Raw genomic sequence first — 19,768 nt, 5'->3', positions numbered from 1 at the left:
GAAGAATATACTCTTCTTGAAATAGGAGATGATAATATAATCCGAGAGTTTGTGACTATTAATAGAGGGACAATTTCTAAGGGGAAAACATGTATTGGAAATTCTAATCTCATTATGTCAAATGCTCATATTGGGCATGATTGTATAATAGGAAATAATACTATTATTGGATTTAGCGTTGGAATGGCTGGTGAAGTAATTGTTCAAGATTGGGTAAATATAAGTGGCTTGACTGCTATACATCAGTTCTCAGTTATTGGCGAACATGCCATGATTAGTGGCTTAAGTCGGGTTGTCAAAGATGTTCCACCGTATATAATTGCTGCTCATGAACCTTTACGATTTGCTGGAGTGAATGTGGTAGGGCTAAAGCGAAGAGGATTTAGTTCTAATAAAATTGATGAACTTCGATCAATTTACCGAGTTTTATTTCAGGAAAAGAGAAATACAAAATTTGCTTTGGAATTAATTGCTGAAAAATTTCAAGAAACGGTTGAACGTGAAAATATTTTAAACTTTGTTAAGCAGTCAAAAAGAGGAATTTTGAAAGGTTTCGAATTGTGATAGTCCGAAATCGTGCCTAAAATCCATATATTTAATTTAGTATTTTAAATTAATTTGTTATGACGGAATATAGTGCGAATTCTAAAATTGATTTTTATTTCGAAAAAGCTGAAAAATGGAAAATGGAGTTAGAGCAATTGAGAGACATTGCTTTGGACTGTCATTTAGCGGAAGAATTGAAATGGGGATCTCCGTGTTATACTTTTGATGGAGCAAATATTGTTTTGATTCATGCTTTTAAAGAGTATTGTGCTTTTTTGTTTTTTAAAGGCGCTTTAATGAAAGATCCGGATAAAATATTAATTCAGCAGTCAGAAAATGTACAGGCGGCTCGTCAAGTTCGATTTACGAATGTTCAGGATATTTTGACTAAAAAAGAAATTCTCAAAAAATATATTTTTGAAGCGGCTGAAATTGAAAAATCAGGACAAAAAGTAGAATTGAAAAAAGTTTCTGAATTTGAAGTAGCAGAAGAGCTTCGGCATAAATTTGATTCTGATGCTAGTTTTAAAAAAGCTTTTTATGCTTTAACTCCAGGAAGACAGCGCGCATATTTGCTTCATTTTTCTCAGCCAAAACAATCTAAAACAAGAGAAGCTAGGATAGAGAAAAATATTCCAAGAATTTTAGATGGAAAAGGATTGAATGATTAGGGAGTTCATAGTTTTGAATAATTCTGATTTTGATTTGAATATTTATTTGTAGAACTTGCAACGCTACCAAATCACCTTAATTACGAATATTATAATTTAATGAATACCAATAAACCAACTACTGCAATTCTTGAAACCAAACAGCATTTTGAAATTTTAGACGGATTAAGAGGCATCGCCGCTTTTGCTGTTGTTGTATTTCATTTTATGGAATGGATTTTTACCGATCCAAGCCAAAATTTTATTGGACACGGATTTTTAGCTGTCGATTTTTTCTTTTGCCTTTCAGGATTCGTAATCGGATATGCCTACGATGATCGTATTGCAAAAATGGGGCTTCGTAATTTTTTTATATCTAGAATAATAAGATTGCATCCGTTGGTTATAGCGGGATCGATATTAGGATTATTTACTTTTTTGTTTGATCCATTTGGTGGTCATTTGGAATTGTATAGCACCGGAAAAATTATTTTGACATTTATATGTTCCTTATTTCTTATTCCGTTTCCAGTTATTGCAGATCGCGGATTTAATTTGTTTAGTTTTAATGCGCCTGCTTGGTCGTTGTTTTGGGAATATATTGCAAATATTGTGTATGCATTTGTACCTTATAGAATCGGACGCAGTTATTTAGTGATTTTAACTTTTTTATCTGCAGTTGCAATTTGTTATGTCGGATATAGTTCTGGAAATTTATTAGGAGGTTGGAGCGGCCCAACTTTCTGGGATGGCTGTGCTAGAATATCCTATTCTTTTTTAGCGGGATTACTTATTTACAGATCCAATTGGGTTATTAAAAACAAATTAGGTTTTGGCGGATTAACGATTTTGTTATTACTGGCTTTTATTATGCCATTTTCAGAATGGAATTGGATTTCTGAACCTTTAGTTGTCTTATTGTATTTTCCGTTGCTAATTTCTTTAGGGGCGGGAGCTGTCTTAAAGCCTGGATTGAAAAAAGCCTGTATTTTTTCTGGAAAAATATCTTATCCGTTATACATGACACATTATGCGGTTTTATGGATGTTTGGAAATTATTATACCAATTATAAGCCTGATACAATGCAATTGACTTTGATTGTAATTACTTCTGTGATTTTGCTCGTTGGTTTTGCGTATTTAGTAATGGTACTTTATGATATTCCCGTTAGAAATTATTTGAATAATAAAAGAAAGAAAAGAATAGTGACAAATTCTTAATTGTAAATTTCCAGAACATTGAATTAGCAATATGCTGTAAGTCTTTGTTTAAGTAGGTTTTGTAATTACTCGTACTTTTTTATTAAAAGATTCGAACTCATTTATTCTTGCAAATGCGGACGAATGCTTTTATTCGGTCGCGCATAATTGGTTTCTTTCTCAAGTTTGTATCGAAATAAATTTTAACCTAAAAACGCGATACAATGAAAACTACATTACAATTTTTAACCGGACTATTATTAGTAAGCACTATTTCTTTTGGACAAGATATTTCTAAAAAAATTGATTCAATAGTAAAGGACAGCTATCAAAAAAATCCACAAATAGGTATTAGTGTTGGTTTTATTAAAAACAATCAGGAATTCTATGCCTCTTATGGCAATTTGAATGCAGAAAGTAAAATTGAAATCAATAAAAAAACCATATTTGAAATTGCTTCGATTACTAAAATTTTGACATCAAATTTAATTGCACAAGCCGCTCTTGAAGGAAAAATAAAATTGGATGATTATATAGATGGTTTTCTTCCTTTAGAATATGTTTTGAATGAAAATCTAAAAAACAAAATCAAAATTTCCGATTTAGCTTCGCATCAATCAGGTTTGCCAGATATAGATTTTGGAAAATTGATTGAATTAAATCCGCAACAGCCTGTAAGCAGTGTAACCAAAGAAACATTCATTAGTTTGGTTAATAATTGTACTGAACTAAAAGATTATGGTAAATATCGCTATTCGACAATTGGATATACTTTATTGGGACAAATACTAGAAAAACTGTATAACAAAAGTTATGATGAAATCATTAAAGAAAAAATTATAAATCCGTTGCAGATGAAAAATACGCTAACAACAGATTTTAATGTAAAGAATAAAACTGTCGGACACAATCCTGATGGTGGAATTCAGGAGTTCTTTAAATGGAATGTTACTGCTCCGGCAGGATTGGTGAAGTCTAGCGCTGTTGATATGGTTAAGTATTTAAAGGCAGTTTTAAATCAAGATAGTTCGGTAGGAAAAGCTGCTCTAGTTACAGAAAAAATCTTTTATAAAGATGAGAAAAGAGAACTAGGATTAGGTGTAAGCATCGCTACTGATGACAAAGAGAAACTGTATATGAAATCTGGTGATTCGATGGGGCAATCTTCAATTATATGTTACGACAGAGCAAAAAACTGGGGAATTATAATATTGCTAGATCAAAGAAATTCGAAAATCAGACAAAATTTGTTGAATGAAATTTCAGAAATAGTTTTAAAAAACACAAAAAAAAGTAAAGTTAATCTATAATTTTTTCCGATAGAAATAGTTCGTTTCTTGAGATTAATTCAATAAAAAAAACTCCAAAGTCATTTGATTTTGGAGTTTTTTATAGGACGGTTTTTTACAAATTATCCTTAATGCGTTTTGTGATTTCTTCAATTGTGCCCGTTCCGTCAAAAGTTAAAACTTTTATTTTTGACTTCATATATTCGATTGCGGGTCTGGTTGAGCTTTCAAAAACTTCAATTCTTTTAAGATGAATGTTTGCGTCTTTGTCGTCTTTTCTGTTAGAAGTTTCGGCTCTTATTTTAGCTCTTTTCAAAAGTTCTTCCTTCGGAACATCGATATTGATTACTTTTCCAATTTCCAGATTTTTAGATTTAACAAGTTCCAGTAAATCATTTACTTGAGGCTCTGTTCTTGGATAACCGTCTAAAATAATTCCGTTGGCAGTGATGTTTTCATCCAATATTTTACTGAAAAGATCTTTCATTATAGAATCAGGAACCAAATCTCCTTTTTCTTCATATTGAGACATTATTTTTCCAATTTCTGTTTCATTTTGTTTTTCCAAACGGCATCTGTCGCCCGTTGAAATATGCTCAAATTGAAGTTCTTCTTTTAAAATTTCGCATTGCGTGCCTTTTCCAGAATAGGGAGGGCCTGTTATTATTAATATTTCCATTTATTTATGTTGTTAATTCCGTTTCGATTCTTTAAAGCTATGAATGAATTTATTCTTCGGCATAAAGAAGTATAAATTTACGAGAAAAACTATGTTTTAACTCCGTTTGTGCCTTCTATCATTAAAATTATTTTATATTTCATTTCTTGTGCTTAAAGTAATAATAATTAGTATATTTGAAACATAAAAGTATATACTATACTCTATGCTTTATTGTTTTTTATTTAAAAAAATAGCGCTATGCTTGTAAACGAATTATCAAAAAAAACGGGACTGTCAATTCATACTATTAGATATTATGAAAATCTAGGAATGATTAAAGGATTGACAAATGAAGAAGTTAAATCTAATAATTACAAACATTACGATGGTAATACTATTGAGCGTTTAGAAATTATTGTGGAAGCAAGAGAAGTTGGTTTTTCTTTAGCGGAAATAAAAAAAATATTGACCAGTTGGTTTGAAAATACTGATTCGAAACCTGAAACGTTAGAGCTTTTTCAGGCCAAAATAAAAGAGATTGATAATAAAATGAAATATTTCAAACAGACGAAAAATCTTCTTGAAAAAGTATGTGAGAAAATACAAAATAAGGATTGATAGTGAATTAGAAATTGTTAGAACTAAAAGACTATAGAAAACTCCTTAAGAAATTAAGGAGTTTTTTTATGGGCGATGATAGCTTGTTCTGATTCGTCGGAATCTTTCAAACCAGCTTAGCTAATTTTGATAATTAATTCCTGAATTTTTAACTCTACTTTTCCTTTCGCTAAATAATATATAAACTGTAAAATTCATGAAGTGTATTAAAGCAAAAAACTCCAAAATCTTTAGACTTTGGAGTTTTTGGAATTCTGTGGGCGATGAGGGGTTCGAACCCCCGACCCCCTCGGTGTAAACGAGGTGCTCTGAACCAGCTGAGCTAATCGCCCTATTTTACTAGGTTGCTATCATTTCTGATTGCGAGTGCAAATATACGTTTGTTTTTGAGTTCTGCAAACATTTTTTAACTTTTATAAGTTTTTAAATATTTCGAAAGCTCAGATTTTTAATAATTTTATATTTCTTCGTCTACATGTTTCCAGTATTCCAATCCGTATTTTTCCATTAGCAAATGACGTTTCTTAAGATTGTTAGCAATGGCTTCAAAATCTTTTTTATTACAGAAACCTAATCTGGTGTGAGTTTTAGGTCTTGTATCTCCTAATGTGTCTTCTTTATGTAGTTTGAAAAGTATTTGTGGAATTTCATTTTCAAAATTTAAAACCATTAAATGCTTGTGTCCATCTTCAACATTGTCGATTGGAATCCAACCTTCGTAAATTGATTGGGTTAAAGTGAATTTTTCCAAAACAAACTCGTCTGGATTGTTATAGTTAAAGATGCAATCAAATTCTTTTTTTAGCTTTAAGTCTGCATAAGCATACATGGTAAAGACAATAATTTCGTTTTCTTTTCTTTTCCAGCTTATGTATTTTTGATAGTACTCATTTTTATCACGATTTGTAAATCGTTTGATTATTGCATTTTGTGATAATTCAGTTCCTTTGTCTGAGAGATATGTGTCACAAAATAAGAATCGTTCAGCTTTTGGGCAGTCTTCTTCGTTTCTCATGTGCAGTTTTTGCTAATAAAGATTTCTTTAGAGTTTAAAAGTAAGATATTAATAAGCAAAAAAAAACTCCTTAATTTCTTAAGGAGTTTCTTGGTGGGCGATGATAGCTTGTTCCGATTCGTCGGAAGGTTCGAACCCCCGACCACTTCCGATGAAAAATCGGAATGCTCTGAACTAGCTGAGCTAATCTTTATTCTTTATTAGTTCTTGAATTTTAATTCTGCTTTTCCATGATTTTATTTGCAATTCCCTTTTGTGTGCAAGCTCTTTGGTTTCGTAGTTTTCGGTATAAACAACTTTCCAATCATTTGTGTTTCCTGTAAAACCTTTGCTTTTTTGATTGTGTCTAATGAGTCTTTCTTCTAAATTGGAAGTAAATCCAATATAGAATTTATTCTTGCTTTCGCTAAATAATATATAAACTGTAAAATTCATGAAGTGTATTAAAGCAAAAAACTCCAAAATCATAAGACTTTGGAGTTTTTGGAATTCTGTGGGCGATGAGGGGTTCGAACCCCCGACCCCCTCGGTGTAAACGAGGTGCTCTGAACCAGCTGAGCTAATCGCCCTATTTTACTAGGTTGCTATCGTTTGTGATTGCGAGTGCAAATATACGCTTGTTTTCGAGTTCTGCAAAGAAAAAGAAAGAAAAAATAAAACTTTTTTAAAAATAACTTATATCTATTTGTTTATGAATTTGTTATTAAAATGAATTTTTTAAAGTTTTTTCTAAATCAAAAGTATATTTTAGTCCAAAGGCAATTCGGCAACTACAAAAGTGCTTCCGCCGGCGTAAATAAAATCATTTTCTGAGGCATTTTTCTTTGCTTCCGCGAAAGCGATTGCAACAGAATCATATTTTTCTCCTTTTAAATCGAAATTTTCAGCTGCATTTTTTAAAGTTTCGGCAGGAAGACCTCTCGACGAATTCGGACTGCAGAAATAATATTGAGCCTCTTTTGGGAATAATGGCAAAATAGAATCTAAATCTTTATCGTTAACCACGCCCAAAACAATATGAAGATTTTCGAATTTCTCATTCTTCAACTGATTCATCACAACCAATAATCCGTGTTTGTTGTGCGCCGTGTCGCAAATAATTTTCGGGTTTTCTCCCAATTGTTGCCATCTGCCTTGCAAACCTGTATTTTTTACAACATGCAATAAACCTTCTTTCAGTTGTTCAATCGAAATTTTAAAATCAGTTTCATTGTTTAAAATCGAAATCGTCTGCTGAACCGTCTTTTTATTATGAAACTGATAATCGCCAACTAAGTCCGACAAATAAATCTGATCAATTAAATCTGAAGCAAAATAAATCGACGCATTGTTCGCTTCGGCTTTAGCCAAAAAAACAGGTTTTGTTTCGTCATTATATTCGCCAATCACAACGGGAACGTTTGGTTTGATAATTCCAGCTTTTTCGCCAGCAATCGCTTCCAAAGTATTTCCTAAAAACTGAGTATGATCTAAACCAATATTCGTAATTACCGAAACCAAAGGCGTAATAATATTCGTTGCGTCCAATCTTCCGCCAAGGCCAACTTCGATAATCGCGACATCCACTTTTTCGGCAGCAAAATAATCAAAAGCCAAACCAACCGACATTTCGAAGAAACTCATATCATTCGCTTCAAAAAAATCTTTGTGTTTCGCAACAAATTCGATCACAAACTCTTCCGAGATTTCTTTGCCGCTTATTTTAATTCTTTCTCTAAAATCTTTTAAGTGCGGCGAAGTGTACAAACCAACTTTGTAACCCGCTTCCTGAAGAACAGAAGAAAGCATGTGCGAAGTCGAACCTTTTCCGTTTGTTCCCGCAACGTGTATGCATTTCAGTTTCTTTTCTGGATGGTCAAGATGGGCTGCCAATAATTTGATATTCGTTAAATCTTCTTTATACGCAGAAGCGCCTTGCAATTGATACATTGGCAATTGATTAAACATCCAATTGGTAGTCTCTTGATAGTTCATTTGTTTAGATAAAATGGTTGTTGATTGAAATAAATTTCGATTTTTGTAGTTTAATATTACAGCGAAAATTATCTTTATTGCAAATTTCAAATATTTTTTAGAATTAATTATTAAAAACCAGAATTAATATATGTTTACTTTTATTCAGTTACAAACAGATACAATCGCAAATGCTTCAAATGTAGTGATAGAGAAGGTTGCAGCGCCACAAAATGAAATTTCAATGTTTGGGTTTATCATGAAAGGAGGGGTTTTCTTAATTCCGATCGCGATTTTATTGTTTTACACTATTTACCTGATTTTTGAGCGTTACATGTACATTAGCCGTGCGTCTAAAATTGACGACCGATTAATGCAAGATATTGGCGATAAATTGAATTCTGGAAATATTGAATTAGCACGTACCATTGTAGAAAGAAGCAATACTGCAGCCGGAAATATTTTAAAAGAAGGTGTTCTAGTGATCGGAAGACCAATTGCCGAAATAGAATCTAACATGGACCGCGCTGCCGATATCGAAATTGGCGAAATGGAAAGACATTTAGGCCACCTCGGACTTATCGCTGGTATTGCGCCAACGTTAGGTTTCATCGGAACGATTTCTGGGGTTATTAAAATTTTCTACAGCATTTCGGTTACAGAAAATATCAGTATCGGAAATATTTCTGGAGGTTTATACGAAAAAATGATCAGTTCTGGATCTGGATTAATTGTGGGTATTATTGCCTATAGCGCGTACCACTTATTGAACGGAAAGATCGATAATTTTGCTTTAAAAATTCAGAAACAGATTTTAGAATTTGTCAATATAATTCAAAGAGCATAAGCCATGTCTATTAAAAGAAAAAGAAGATTTCACGCCGAAGTTGCAACTTCATCTTTGAGTGACATTATGTTTTTCCTGCTGTTGTTTTTCTTAATTATCTCAACACTGGCAAATCCGAATGTGATTAAGATGACTTTGCCAAAAGCCAAAGCGAATGAAAAAACCAATAAACAGCTAATAAGTTTATCGGTTACAGAAGATAAAAAGTTCTACATTGACAAACAAGAAGTAGATTTCGAAAATCTAGAAACGAGTTTAATGTCAAAAATAGGAACAGACAAAGAACAAACCGTTGTGGTTCGAATTCCGTTTAATCTCCAAGTTCAAGACTTAGTAGATGTTTTGCAAATAGGAGTGAAGAACAATCTGAAATTTGTAATTGCCACAAGTCCCAAATAAATTTATAATTAGGGCGTGACCACAATAAAAAAATGGGCCAATCAGCATAACGTTGATTCGCCCATTTTTTTATTGCGGTCGGGCTATCCAGGCTACTTCGGTAGCTTCTTCCTATCCCTCACGCGAGCAAACATGTCATTGCGATTTCTATAACAAACAGAACGTTTATGCTTAATCGCCAATCTTTGAGCGCAATCTTGTCATTTCTTCACAAACAAAACTTTAATCAATGTAGTACTTAATCTACATTTTTTGAGGGAACCATTCTACGTCTGATCCAAGACTGTCCCTATAATTTTACTCCGTATAAAATTATACTCCAATAAAACTTTTAAATAATAGTTAAACGCGGAAATTAATGAAAACGAAAAAAATTTTAGGAGCAGCCACTTTATTGCTTGCTTTAGGTATGGGTAGCGCATACGCGCAAGTTGGAATGCCAACAAATAATCCTCAAAGAAATGCACAATTAGATTTGAATGGTGCCAATAGTCAAAATAACAAAGGTTTATTACTGCCAAGAGTTTCTTTGGTCGCGACCGATAATGTAGCGCCGCTTATAGGAACCGTTTTATCTGGTATGAAAGTGTACAATCTTGCTACCGCAGGTGCTGGCGCAACAGCCGTTACACCAGGAGAATATTACTACGACGGTACAAAATGGGTGCGCATTGCAGCCGAAGGATCAGCATCATCAGGAGGTGCAGAACCTTGGTATGATGTAGCAACTCAAGCAGGTGCAACAGCCAATACTCAGAATATTTACCAAATGGGAAAAGTAGGTATAGGAAAAAATAATCCTCAGGCACAATTAGATGTTAGCAAAGATGCGTTGATTAATAATATTACTGTTGGTTTAGGAGGTGGTCAGGTTTTTAGTAATACCACAGTAGGTAAGGATGCGCTTTCGTCAAACACTACAGGATATAATAACTCGGCGTTGGGGATCAATACACTTAGCCATAACACTATAGGAAACGAGAATTCAGCTTTTGGTGTCAATGCGCTTGCAAGTAACATCTCCGGTAATCGTAATACAGGAATTGGTTTTTATGCACTTTACACTTCCACTACTGGTGATTTTAATACAGCAGTTGGTACTCATGCATTATATTCAAATACTACAGGAACTAGGAATGTAGCAGTTGGTAATTCTGCACTTTATTTAAATACTACGGGATCTAATAACTCGGCAATGGGTGTTGATGCACTAGGTAAAAACACAGAAGGTTCTCAATTGGTGGCAATTGGTCCTGGTACCTTAAAAAACAATACAACCGGATTCGCTAATATTGCAATAGGTTATGAAGCTCTTAGAGATAACAAAACAACAAGCCACAACGTGGCAATGGGGTATGAAGCTTTGGCAGCAAACATTACCGATTATAATATTGCCATTGGATTTAGAGCACTAAATAAAAACACAACAGGAGCAGTAAATACGGCGATTGGTCAGAATGCTTTAGCGGCAAATACGACGGGAGGTAATCTAGTTGCTTTAGGGTCTGGTGCATTGACACAGAACACCACAGGGAACGAGAATTCAGCCTTGGGCTCCAATGCACTTGCATCAAACTCAACCGGAAAAAAGAATACAGCAGTAGGTATTAGAGCGCTTCAAGCAAATACAACAGCCGATTATAATACAGCAATTGGTGCAGATGCGCTTGTAGCAAACACTACCGGTACTTGGAATTCAGCAGTGGGTACGGGTTCACTTGCAAATACTACAATGGGGAGTTATAATTCATCAATGGGAGTTAATTCACTTTTGAATAACTCTACAGGTTCTTATAATTCAGCAGTTGGTATAAGTGCTCTTCAACAAAATACAACAGGACATGATAATACGGCTATGGGGGTAAATGCACTTTTAAACAACACATGGGGGTGGGAGAATACAGCAGTAGGTGTTAGCGCACTTATATCTAACACCGGAGGACTTGCCAATACAGCAATTGGTTTCGAAGCACTAAAAGCAAATACAACAGGTGAACTTAATACAGCAGTCGGTTTCGGTGCACTTCGATTAAACACAACAGGAAATGATAATGTTGCAGTTGGTGATAATGCATTATATCAAGTTAATGGAAGGGGCAATACAGCTATTGGAGTTGCTGCAGGTGCTGATCAAAAGTCAGGTTGGAACAACTTAATGATTGGCGGTGGTGCAAATGTACCAAATTTGAATGGTGATAACCAAGTCACAATAGGGGATAATAATATAGTATACGCTGGTATTCGTGTAGCTTGGACAACAACATCTGATGCAAGATTAAAAACAAATATAAAAAGTAATCCATTGGGTCTTGATTTTGTAAAACAACTGAAACCTGTAGTGTACAATCGTTACATCAATCAAGGCAACGGAGTGAGCGACAAAAACGAATATGGTTTTATTGCACAGGATCTAATGGCAACATTAGAGAAAAACGGCGTACCAGTTGATAAAACCGGTATGATTTCATACGATCAAGGTGAAGACAGATACAGCGTTCGTTACAATGATTTAATTTCTGTTCTTGCTAAAGCGATGCAAGAACAACAAACACAAATAGAAACACAAAATGCTAAAATTGAGGCATTAGAAAAACAAATGAAAACGCTAATGTCAAAATAGTATTTTTATAAAATATTTTAAGCAAAAAAAGACTGTTCTAATATAGAGCGGTCTTTTTTTTTACACACAAACTAGACGAAGTAAGTGAGTCGAAACAAAGCTTAATAAAAAAGGCTTTCAGTATCTGAAAGCCTTTCTAATGCGTTTTATAATTTTAATTCAAATTGAAATTATAAATAATCTTCCCAACTTGTTTTGCTGCTGCTTTATCATCAGCAGACCATTTTGTATTTAGAGCCGCTATTTTTGCTTGTTCTAATAAACAACTAGCTTTGTTTGTAGTTCCTTTAATTCCGGCAGTTGCGCTTACGGTTTTCCCAGTTTGATCTACCGTTACTTCAACTACAACCGTTCCTTCTTCGTTGCAAGTGTATTTTGGTGCAGGTTTCGATAATGCTTTTCTTCCGTTTAAAGAATAACCTGAGCCTCCGCCAGAACCGCCGCCGCTTCCGGCTCCGTAACCGCTTCCTGTGCCAATGCCACTTCCGGTTCCGTTACCGCCTCCAGTTCCTCCGCCAGAACCACCGCTTCCGTAATAACCGTTTGAGTTTAAACTTCCGTTCGATTTTCCTTTATTTCCAGCTGCTTTATCATCTCCATCGCCACCTTTGTTAGAACCTTTCATAATGCTGGCTAAAGCATCATTTGTTGAGTTAGAAACTTTTGGTTTTTCTGGTACAGGTTTTTGCACAGGTTTCTCAACAGGAACAGGTTTTTTAGGTTTTTCTTTCGTCGGAATAACAACATCATTATCCGCAGTTGTATTTTCTTGAGAAATGATAGCTTCTTCTTCGTGAGTTGCTTTTGCAGGCGCTTGCTTTACATTGTTTTTAACATCCAAAACTTCACTTTTATAATTCGCTCCAGAACCTAAGTCGCTATCGCCAAAATTTACAGTTACGCCTCCGCCGCCACCTCCGCCATCAGCAAGAGCAACGTTGTTTTCAGGATTATAAGGAGGCCAAAAACGTATAAAAAACAGCAATGCAATGATCACCACATAGATTGCAGTAGTAAATAATAATGATTTCTTTTTATCTGAAGAAATAGTGAAACTCATTGAATTCTGAATTTTGAAATGTATTATTTTAAAAACGTTTAAAAGTAGTAAAAATTGTTTAGAATGGAATAGCCATGTGGTTTTTAACCGCAAAGCACGCAAAGGTTTTTTATGCAATCTTAATAAACCGCAAAAGATCGCAAAGCGAAATGTGCACAAAGCTTTGCGAACTTAAAATTTAGATCTTGCTTGCGCTACAATAAAAATACCTTCGCGTACTTTGCAGTAAAAAAAGCATATAATTTAACCGCAAAGCACGCAAAGGTTTTTTATGCAATCTTAATAAACCGCAAAAGATCGCAAAGCGAAATGTGCACAAAGCTTTGCGAACTTAAAATTTAGATCTTGCTTGCGCTTCAATTAAAATAACTTAGCGTGCTTTGCGGTAAAAAAAGCGTATAATTTAACCGCAAAGCACGCAAAGGTTTTTTGTGCAATCTTAATAAACCGTAAAAGATCGCAAAGCGAAATGTGCACAAAGCTTTGCGAACTTAAAATTTAGATCTTGCTTGCGCTTCAATAAAAATACCTTCGCGTGCTTTGCGGTAAAAAAAAACTTAGCGGTAAAAAAAAAAGAGCCAAAAACTAATTTGACTCATTTAGAATTGAATTGTTTTATAATTACACCAACTGTTTCAAAGCAATTTCGAAAGCAGTTGCACTAATATTTGTTTTAGATGCGTTTAAAACATGAGCTTTTACGATTGCATTTTTAATCGTTTCAGAGGTATCATTAAAAATTGCCTCATCGGTCATTTGAACTTTTTTCTCCATGAAATAAGCAAAAACTCTCGCCATTCCGCAGTTTGAAATAAAGTCAGGAATCAAACTCACTTTTTGATCCACTTGCTCCATGATAGAACCAAAGAAAATTTCTTTGTCAGCAAAAGGAACATTTGCACCGCATGAAATAACTTCCAATCCGTTTGCGATTAAGTTGTCAATTTGATCTTGAGCAACCAATCTTGAAGCAGCGCAAGGCGTGAAAATCTCAGCGCCAATTGTCCAGATTCTAGAATTGATTTCCTCAAACGGAATCATATTCTCAGCAACCAATTTATTTCCGTCTTTATTTAAAAACAAAGTTCTGATTTCTTCAAAAGAAAAACCTTCTTCTTTAATTAATCCGCCATCGCGATCAATAATTCCGATAACACTTGCACCCATTTCAGCTAAATAAAAAGCTGCAGCAGAACCAACGTTTCCAAAACCTTGCACGATTGCTTTTTTGCCTTTAATGTCTCCGCCGTAAGTTGCGTAAAAGTGGCGAACCGCTTCTGCAACGCCATACCCCGTAATCATATCGGCAACGGTATATTTTCTAGTTACGTCTGGCGAGAATTTCGGGTTTTCGATAACCTTAATTACACCTTGGCGCAATTGTCCAATTCTATTGATTTTGTCTGCTTCTGTTGGTCTAAAGTGTCCGTTGAAAACACCTTCCTGCGGATGCCAAACACCACATTCTTCCGTCATCGGAATAACTTCGTGAATTTCATCAACATTTAAATCACCTCCAGTTCCGTAGTAGCTTTTCAATAACGGAGAAACAGCTTTGTACCAACGCTGCAAAACACCTTTTTTGCGAGGATCGTTTGGATCAAAATTAATTCCAGATTTAGCTCCTCCAATTGCAGGACCAGAAACTGAGAATTTAACTTCCATAGTTTTAGCCAAAGACAAAACTTCGTTCATGTCTAAGCCTTTTCTCATTCTCGTTCCTCCACCCGCAGCTCCTCCGCGAAGTGAATTAATTACAGTCCACCCTTCGGCTTCTGTTTCTGAATCTTTCCAATTGAAAACAATTTCAGGTGCTTTGTTTTCAAATTGTTGTAATAAATCTTTCATTTTGTTGTGATATGTTTATTTTGCGTAAATGTATAAAATAGAATAATGCGAATAATGTATTTTGCATCAAATTTAGTAAACAAAAAAGAAAAGCCGAAAACTATTTGGTTTTCGGCTTTCTGAATATTCAAAAAATTAAGAATTATTGTCCTAATAAATGTTTTTTCAAAGTTTCGTCAACTGGTTTGTCAGAAAGCCAGATTCCGAATAATGCTTTTTTGAAATCAAATCCAGAGATTTTTCCTTTCAAAACTTCATTTTTAGAAACATAAACATTTTGGTCTAAAGGATTATAAGCCAAAACAAATACATCTTTTTCAGTAATTGCGTCGCTTAAATAGTTTTTTAGCTCTTCAATTCTAGGACGCAATTGTTCAAGATTTTCTCCTGCAGATTTTTCAAAACCTGAATTCATAGCTTTTGTTAGTTTGCTAGAAGAAACCATCGAAGAAGTGATTTCAATTCTAATAGCCATTTCAGTATCGCTGTTTATAATAAATTGAGGATCTTGGGCTAGTTGAGATAAATACAATGCCTGAACGTAAACTTCCAACCACATTTTAGATCTGCCGCCAGCACCATTTAGTTGTAATGGCTTTCCTTGAAAATCAATTTTTCTAGGCACGCTTACACCATTAACTTCAATTTGAGTTTGAGCAGAAACAGTCGAAAATTGCACGCTTAACAAGACTGTCAGTAAAAGTAAAATCTTTTTCATATTCTATCAAAAATTTATTTTTAAGGCAAAAATAATGTTAATTTATTAATATTTGGTTCATGTTGAAGATATTTTTTTATTCATCATTTGATGTTTAATTTTTGTATTACATTATAAATCAATTTAGTAAGACTAGGTTTACGTAGTTTTACTGATTTTAAGAATTGTTTAATTTTTTTAAGGTTTAAGAATCGTCATTTTTTTAAAATTATTAAATTTTTATGTGCAATTTGAATGCTAAATTTTAGAAAATTTGTTGCCAAATTAACGCTCTTTTGAAAGAAAAGCTAAATAATAACGAAAACGTTATCGTAATCTTTGCTGATCTATTAAATTTATATGCGCGCATTGTAATTAAACATTTAAAAAGTATCTTTGGAAGCCTTTGATTTAAAAATTAAGGGCATCCGAAAAATCACAAAAACATAAAACCATCATGCTGAAATTCTGTTTTTAATTTTAGCTGAAAAAACATTTAAAGTATACTACTATGGATTTTAATCTAACCGAAGAACATTTAATGATTCAGCAGGCAGCAAGAGATTTTGCTCAAAATGAATTGTTGCCGGGAGTTATTGAACGTGACGAAAAACAAATTTTTCCAACTGAGCAAGTCAAAAAAATGGGTGAGCTTGGATTTATGGGAATGATGGTTGATCCTAAATACGGAGGAAGTGGGTTAGACGCTATTTCTTATGTTATTGCAATGGAAGAAATTTCTAAAATAGACGCTTCTGCATCTGTTGTAATGTCGGTAAACAATTCATTAGTTTGCTGGGGATTGCAAGAATATGGAACTGAAGAGCAAAAACAAAAATATTTGCCAGGTTTGGCTTCTGGAGAAATTCACGGAGCATTTTGTTTAAGTGAGCCTGAAGCAGGAAGTGATGCAACTTCGCAAAAAACAACTGCGATTGATATGGGAGACCATTATTTAGTTAATGGTACCAAAAACTGGATTACAAACGGAAACACCGCTTCTGTATATTTAGTAATTGCGCAAACGCATCCAGAATTAAAGCACAAAGGAATCAATGCTTTGATTATGACGAAAGATATGCCAGGTTTCTCAGTTGGACCAAAAGAACAAAAAATGGGAATCCGCGGATCTGATACGCACTCTTTAATGTTTTCTGATGTGAAAGTTCCAAAAGAAAACAGAATCGGTGAAGACGGTTTCGGATTTAAATTTGCAATGAAAACTTTGGCTGGAGGAAGAATAGGAATCGCTTCTCAAGCTTTAGGAATTGCTTCTGGAGCTTACGAATTGGCTTTGAAATATTCTAAAGAGCGTAAAGCTTTCGGAACTGAAATCTGCAATCATCAAGCAATTGCTTTCAAATTGGCAGACATGGCTGTGAATATTGAAGCGGCTCGTCATTTATGTATGAAAGCAGCTTGGGATAAAGACCAGCATAAAAATTATGATGTGAGCGGTGCAATGGCGAAACTTTTTGCTTCTCAAGTTGCAATGGATACTGCGGTTGAAGCAGTTCAAATTCACGGAGGAAATGGATATGTAAAAGAATATCACGTAGAGCGTATGATGCGCGATGCAAAAATCACTCAGATTTATGAAGGAACATCTGAAATTCAGAAAATCGTAATTTCAAGATCAGTAATCGCAGGATAAAATTAGGTTATCAATAGATTTGAAACCCTTTCAGCTTTTAGTTTGAAAGGGTTTTTTTATGAATATTCTATTACTTTTCATAAGTTTATAGTCTAATTAATTTTTAATTTTCAATCATCAATAAAAAACATAAATCATGAGAAAACTATATTTTTTGCTTCCAATTATTTTTTTGGCGTGCAAATCGGGAACTTCAACTAATAATGAAAACGAAACAAAATCAGATTCAAAACCAACAGAAATTAGTTATAAAGTAAAAGAAACTGAAATAGCTGATTTTCTAAAATATCTTTCTTCCGATGAAATGGAAGGACGCGAAACAGGAACTAAAGGAATTGAGAAAGCGGCAGTTTTCTTGGAAGATTTTTTAAAGAAAAATAAAATCAAACCGTATTTTAAAACCTACAGAGATACATTGACCAATTTTGATTCTCCAGCTTTTAATATTGTTGGAGTTATTGAAGGAACAGATCCAGAACTTAAAAAAGAATTTGTCGTATTGAGCGCACATTACGATCATATTGGTATTGAGAAAAAAGATCAGCCAGATAAAATTAATAACGGAGCAAACGATGATGCATCGGGCGTGACTTCTGTTGCTGCAATGGCAAAATATTTTAGTGAAACTAAAGCCAACAAACGCAGTGTTTTAATTGTCTTTTTTGCTGGTGAAGAAAAAGGATTGTTGGGTTCTAAAAGTTTAGTGGAGAAATTGAAAAAACAAAATTTCAATCTGTATACGCAATTGAATATTGAAATGATTGGCGTTCCGATGAAAAGAGATTTCTTAGCTTATATTACTGGTTTTGATAAATCGAATATGGCGCAAAAAATAAACGAGTACACAGGAAAAAATACCATCGGATTTTTGCCAAAAGAAGCAGAATATAAATTGTTCTACCGTTCTGATAATTACTCGTTTTATGATGCTTTCAAAAAACCATGTCAATCCTTAAGTACTTTTGATTTCGAAAACTTTGATTATTATCACCATGTTTCGGATGAATTTAAATTAATGGATATTCCGCACATCACTGCATTCACTCAAGAATTATTGCCAGCCGTGACAAAAATTGCGGTTTCTCCAACTCAAGAAATAACGATGAACAAATAAGAGGCTGTTTTACAGCATTTGATTATTTTTGCGAAATGAAAAATATTATCGTTACAGGAACAAGCAGAGGAATTGGTTACGAATTGGCCTTGAAATTTGCTGAAGCTGGTCATCAAGTTTTGGCCATTTCCAGAAAAATACCGCAAACTTTATTGCAGCATCAAAACATAACTTGCCTGTCCGTTGATTTGGCAGATGAAACGGCCTTGAGTCAGGTTGAAAGTTTTCTTTCTTCGACATGGAAAAAAGTTGATGCAGTGGTTCACAATGCTGGGGCTTTGCTTTTAAAACCTTTTGCAGAAACAACTCAGGCAGATTTTGAAAATATTTATAAAGTGAATGTTTTTGCTGTTGCGAATTTAACGCGCATTTGTATTCCGTATCTGGAAAAAGGAAGTCATGTTGTTACGATCAGTTCAATTGGCGGAGTTCGCGGAAGTTTGAAATTTGCAGGATTAGCAGCCTATAGTTCAAGCAAAGGAGCGGTAATTACTTTGACGGAATTATTAGCGGAAGAATATAAAGAAAAAGGAATTTCATTTAATGTTTTGGCTTTGGGTTCTGTTCAAACCGAAATGTTAAACGAAGCTTTCCCAGGATATCAAGCGCCAATTTCTGCAGAAGGAATGGCAACTTATATTTATGATTTCACGCTTAATGGAAATAAATATTTTAATGGAAAAGTTTTAGAAGTTTCTTCAACGAATCCGTAAAAATCTCCCAAAAAGAATGTGATGAATCAATGTATTGGCTTGAAATTTTAAAAGAAACAAATTATATTTCTATTATTGATTTGATTCAATTCATCAGCAATGTAATGAAGTATTGAAAATTATAAGGAGTATAATAATTACATCCAAAAAGAAACTCATAACTCATAATTCATAACTCATAATTTATAATTCTTTTGAGCGACACTTTAGCTAAATACATTCCGGAACACGCGGTAAAACCCGTTTTTGATTTGATAGTGGCCAATCAGGTACACTTGAAAATTGTAAACGAGCGTCAGACGCGTCATGGCGATTATAGGAGAGGACCAAGTGGAAAACATGAAATTACGGTTAACGCAAGTTTGAATAAGTATCGGTTTTTAATTACGCTGATTCACGAAATTGCGCATTTGGTTGTTTTTGAAAAGTTTGGACGAAATATAAAACCGCATGGTAATGAATGGAAATTTACTTTTCAGCGTTTGATGGTTCCTTTTATTCGACCAGAAATATTTCCGGGACAAATATTGCCTTTGTTAGCAAGGCATTTTAAGAATCCATCTGCGAGTAGCGATACCGATACTACTTTGTCTTTGGCTTTAAAACAATATGACAAGGATAATGATAAGAACTATGTTTTTGAAATTCCGTATGGAAGTGTTTTTAGGATCAAAAACGGAAAAGTTTTCAAGAAATTGGCCGTTCGTACCAAACGTTTTGAATGCATCGAAATAAGCTCGGGAAAAACATATCTTTTTAATCCGAATGCGGAAGTTGAGTTAATCAATGTTCAATAATAGAAATTCCAAATTCCAAAGTAGGCTTGAATAGCCAAATAAAAAATCCCAAATTCCAATTGTAAAAGTTGGAGTTTGGGATTTTTA

Annotated in this window: 20 protein-coding genes and 2 tRNA genes (1 of these 22 only partly in view); 13 read left to right on the top strand and 9 right to left on the bottom strand. The window is 34.0% G+C overall.

Going from position 1 to position 19,768, the window contains the following annotated elements; genetic code table 11:
* The 4 genes from lpxA to QLQ96_RS02220 all read left to right on the top strand — a co-directional run.
* Positions 1–564, top strand: partial view of an acyl-ACP--UDP-N-acetylglucosamine O-acyltransferase gene (gene lpxA, locus QLQ96_RS02235; protein WP_482494324.1) — the 3' portion only. The gene continues 210 nt to the left of window position 1, outside the view; the window shows 564 of its 774 coding nt (coding positions 211–774); the start codon falls outside the window, past its left edge; it ends in the stop codon at positions 562–564.
* Between the two features lie 59 nt (positions 565–623).
* The gene (locus tag QLQ96_RS02230; RefSeq protein WP_482494322.1) at positions 624–1,217 is read left to right on the top strand and encodes a YdeI/OmpD-associated family protein; all 594 of its coding nucleotides are present in this window, start codon (positions 624–626) and stop codon (positions 1,215–1,217) included.
* Between the two features lie 99 nt (positions 1,218–1,316).
* Complete coding sequence (locus tag QLQ96_RS02225; protein ID WP_482494321.1) at positions 1,317–2,417, top strand: acyltransferase family protein; 1,101 nt, start codon at positions 1,317–1,319, stop codon at positions 2,415–2,417.
* A gap of 203 nt (positions 2,418–2,620) precedes the next feature.
* Positions 2,621–3,706: a serine hydrolase domain-containing protein gene (locus QLQ96_RS02220; protein ID WP_482494319.1), complete on the top strand. Its 1,086-nt coding sequence runs from the start codon at positions 2,621–2,623 to the stop codon at positions 3,704–3,706.
* Positions 3,707–3,800: 94 nt separating this feature from the next.
* Here the strand turns inward: QLQ96_RS02220 and QLQ96_RS02215 are convergent, their stop codons facing one another.
* Positions 3,801–4,364: an adenylate kinase family protein gene (locus tag QLQ96_RS02215; protein ID WP_482494317.1), complete on the bottom strand. Its 564-nt coding sequence runs from the start codon at positions 4,362–4,364 to the stop codon at positions 3,801–3,803.
* 240 nt (positions 4,365–4,604) lie between these two features.
* Here QLQ96_RS02215 and QLQ96_RS02210 point away from each other — a divergent pair, with 240 nt between their 5' ends.
* Entirely contained in the window at positions 4,605–4,964 is a 360-nt protein-coding gene (locus QLQ96_RS02210) for a MerR family transcriptional regulator (RefSeq protein WP_482494315.1), read from the top strand.
* Between the two features lie 257 nt (positions 4,965–5,221).
* On the opposite strand, the gene QLQ96_RS02205 is transcribed toward QLQ96_RS02210, so the two are convergent.
* The 5 genes from QLQ96_RS02205 to QLQ96_RS02185 all read right to left on the bottom strand — a co-directional run bounded on the left by QLQ96_RS02205 (position 5,222) and on the right by QLQ96_RS02185 (position 7,953).
* Positions 5,222–5,296: transfer RNA gene (locus tag QLQ96_RS02205), tRNA-Val, on the bottom strand.
* Between the two features lie 125 nt (positions 5,297–5,421).
* The gene (locus tag QLQ96_RS02200; protein ID WP_482494313.1) at positions 5,422–5,979 is read right to left on the bottom strand and encodes a hypothetical protein; all 558 of its coding nucleotides are present in this window, start codon (positions 5,977–5,979) and stop codon (positions 5,422–5,424) included.
* A 183-nt stretch (positions 5,980–6,162) separates the two neighbouring features.
* A complete protein-coding gene (locus QLQ96_RS02195; protein WP_482494311.1) occupies positions 6,163–6,414 on the bottom strand; it encodes a GIY-YIG nuclease family protein in 252 nt (83 codons plus the stop codon).
* Between the two features lie 59 nt (positions 6,415–6,473).
* Positions 6,474–6,548 (bottom strand) — tRNA-Val (locus QLQ96_RS02190).
* 178 nt (positions 6,549–6,726) lie between these two features.
* On the bottom strand, positions 6,727–7,953 hold the full coding sequence (locus tag QLQ96_RS02185) for a bifunctional folylpolyglutamate synthase/dihydrofolate synthase (protein ID WP_482494310.1): 1,227 nt from the start codon (positions 7,951–7,953) through the stop codon (positions 6,727–6,729).
* Between the two features lie 130 nt (positions 7,954–8,083).
* Between QLQ96_RS02185 and QLQ96_RS02180 the strand changes: the two genes are divergently transcribed.
* The 3 genes from QLQ96_RS02180 to QLQ96_RS02170 all read left to right on the top strand — a co-directional run bounded on the left by QLQ96_RS02180 (position 8,084) and on the right by QLQ96_RS02170 (position 11,798).
* Entirely contained in the window at positions 8,084–8,779 is a 696-nt protein-coding gene (locus QLQ96_RS02180) for a MotA/TolQ/ExbB proton channel family protein (protein ID WP_482494306.1), read from the top strand.
* Between the two features lie 3 nt (positions 8,780–8,782).
* Positions 8,783–9,178: an ExbD/TolR family protein gene (locus QLQ96_RS02175; RefSeq protein ID WP_008464192.1), complete on the top strand. Its 396-nt coding sequence runs from the start codon at positions 8,783–8,785 to the stop codon at positions 9,176–9,178.
* 358 nt (positions 9,179–9,536) lie between these two features.
* Positions 9,537–11,798: a tail fiber domain-containing protein gene (locus QLQ96_RS02170; protein ID WP_482494304.1), complete on the top strand. Its 2,262-nt coding sequence runs from the start codon at positions 9,537–9,539 to the stop codon at positions 11,796–11,798.
* Between the two features lie 154 nt (positions 11,799–11,952).
* On the opposite strand, the gene QLQ96_RS02165 is transcribed toward QLQ96_RS02170, so the two are convergent.
* The 3 genes from QLQ96_RS02165 to QLQ96_RS02155 form a co-directional block, all read right to left on the bottom strand.
* The gene (locus tag QLQ96_RS02165) at positions 11,953–12,858 is read right to left on the bottom strand and encodes an energy transducer TonB (protein ID WP_482494302.1); all 906 of its coding nucleotides are present in this window, start codon (positions 12,856–12,858) and stop codon (positions 11,953–11,955) included.
* A 621-nt stretch (positions 12,859–13,479) separates the two neighbouring features.
* A complete protein-coding gene (locus tag QLQ96_RS02160) occupies positions 13,480–14,706 on the bottom strand; it encodes a Glu/Leu/Phe/Val dehydrogenase dimerization domain-containing protein (protein ID WP_482494300.1) in 1,227 nt (408 codons plus the stop codon).
* Positions 14,707–14,848: 142 nt separating this feature from the next.
* Positions 14,849–15,424, bottom strand: coding sequence for a chalcone isomerase family protein (locus tag QLQ96_RS02155; RefSeq protein WP_482494298.1), 576 nt, complete (start codon positions 15,422–15,424; stop codon positions 14,849–14,851).
* 490 nt (positions 15,425–15,914) lie between these two features.
* Here QLQ96_RS02155 and QLQ96_RS02150 point away from each other — a divergent pair, with 490 nt between their 5' ends.
* The 5 genes from QLQ96_RS02150 (at position 15,915) to QLQ96_RS02130 (ending at position 19,681) form a co-directional block, all read left to right on the top strand.
* Positions 15,915–17,057: an acyl-CoA dehydrogenase gene (locus QLQ96_RS02150; protein WP_482494296.1), complete on the top strand. Its 1,143-nt coding sequence runs from the start codon at positions 15,915–15,917 to the stop codon at positions 17,055–17,057.
* Between the two features lie 136 nt (positions 17,058–17,193).
* On the top strand, positions 17,194–18,171 hold the full coding sequence (locus tag QLQ96_RS02145; RefSeq protein WP_482494294.1) for a M20/M25/M40 family metallo-hydrolase: 978 nt from the start codon (positions 17,194–17,196) through the stop codon (positions 18,169–18,171).
* A 35-nt stretch (positions 18,172–18,206) separates the two neighbouring features.
* Positions 18,207–18,884, top strand: a complete 678-nt coding sequence (locus QLQ96_RS02140; protein ID WP_482494292.1) for an SDR family NAD(P)-dependent oxidoreductase — start codon at positions 18,207–18,209, stop codon at positions 18,882–18,884.
* 2 nt (positions 18,885–18,886) lie between these two features.
* Positions 18,887–19,000, top strand: a complete 114-nt coding sequence (locus QLQ96_RS02135; protein ID WP_482496906.1) for a hypothetical protein — start codon at positions 18,887–18,889, stop codon at positions 18,998–19,000.
* Between the two features lie 78 nt (positions 19,001–19,078).
* Positions 19,079–19,681 (top strand): SprT-like domain-containing protein, encoded by a 603-nt coding sequence (locus tag QLQ96_RS02130; protein WP_482494290.1) that lies wholly within the window; start codon positions 19,079–19,081, stop codon positions 19,679–19,681.
* The last annotated feature ends 87 nt before the right edge of the window (positions 19,682–19,768 follow it).

The organism is Flavobacterium sp. B167r (genome assembly GCF_056824315.1).
The sequence above is the reverse complement of the archived record's forward strand: the minus strand, read 5'-3'. Positions and strand labels throughout refer to the sequence as shown.

Bases quoted from the DNA above. Each gene is read 5' to 3' on its own strand.
- QLQ96_RS02230 (WP_482494322.1), top strand. From the start codon at position 624: ATGACGGAATATAGTGCGAATTCTAAAATTGATTTTTATTTCGAAAAA.
- QLQ96_RS02225 (WP_482494321.1), top strand. From the start codon at position 1,317: ATGAATACCAATAAACCAACTACTGCAATTCTTGAAACCAAACAGCAT.
- QLQ96_RS02220 (WP_482494319.1), top strand. From the start codon at position 2,621: ATGAAAACTACATTACAATTTTTAACCGGACTATTATTAGTAAGCACT.
- QLQ96_RS02215 (WP_482494317.1), bottom strand. From the start codon at position 4,364: ATGGAAATATTAATAATAACAGGCCCTCCCTATTCTGGAAAAGGCACG.
- QLQ96_RS02210 (WP_482494315.1), top strand. From the start codon at position 4,605: ATGCTTGTAAACGAATTATCAAAAAAAACGGGACTGTCAATTCATACT.
- QLQ96_RS02200 (WP_482494313.1), bottom strand. From the start codon at position 5,979: ATGAGAAACGAAGAAGACTGCCCAAAAGCTGAACGATTCTTATTTTGT.
- QLQ96_RS02195 (WP_482494311.1), bottom strand. From the start codon at position 6,414: ATGAATTTTACAGTTTATATATTATTTAGCGAAAGCAAGAATAAATTC.
- QLQ96_RS02185 (WP_482494310.1), bottom strand. From the start codon at position 7,953: ATGAACTATCAAGAGACTACCAATTGGATGTTTAATCAATTGCCAATG.
- QLQ96_RS02180 (WP_482494306.1), top strand. From the start codon at position 8,084: ATGTTTACTTTTATTCAGTTACAAACAGATACAATCGCAAATGCTTCA.
- QLQ96_RS02175 (WP_008464192.1), top strand. From the start codon at position 8,783: ATGTCTATTAAAAGAAAAAGAAGATTTCACGCCGAAGTTGCAACTTCA.
- QLQ96_RS02170 (WP_482494304.1), top strand. From the start codon at position 9,537: ATGAAAACGAAAAAAATTTTAGGAGCAGCCACTTTATTGCTTGCTTTA.
- QLQ96_RS02165 (WP_482494302.1), bottom strand. From the start codon at position 12,858: ATGAGTTTCACTATTTCTTCAGATAAAAAGAAATCATTATTATTTACT.
- QLQ96_RS02160 (WP_482494300.1), bottom strand. From the start codon at position 14,706: ATGAAAGATTTATTACAACAATTTGAAAACAAAGCACCTGAAATTGTT.
- QLQ96_RS02155 (WP_482494298.1), bottom strand. From the start codon at position 15,424: ATGAAAAAGATTTTACTTTTACTGACAGTCTTGTTAAGCGTGCAATTT.
- QLQ96_RS02150 (WP_482494296.1), top strand. From the start codon at position 15,915: ATGGATTTTAATCTAACCGAAGAACATTTAATGATTCAGCAGGCAGCA.
- QLQ96_RS02145 (WP_482494294.1), top strand. From the start codon at position 17,194: ATGAGAAAACTATATTTTTTGCTTCCAATTATTTTTTTGGCGTGCAAA.
- QLQ96_RS02140 (WP_482494292.1), top strand. From the start codon at position 18,207: ATGAAAAATATTATCGTTACAGGAACAAGCAGAGGAATTGGTTACGAA.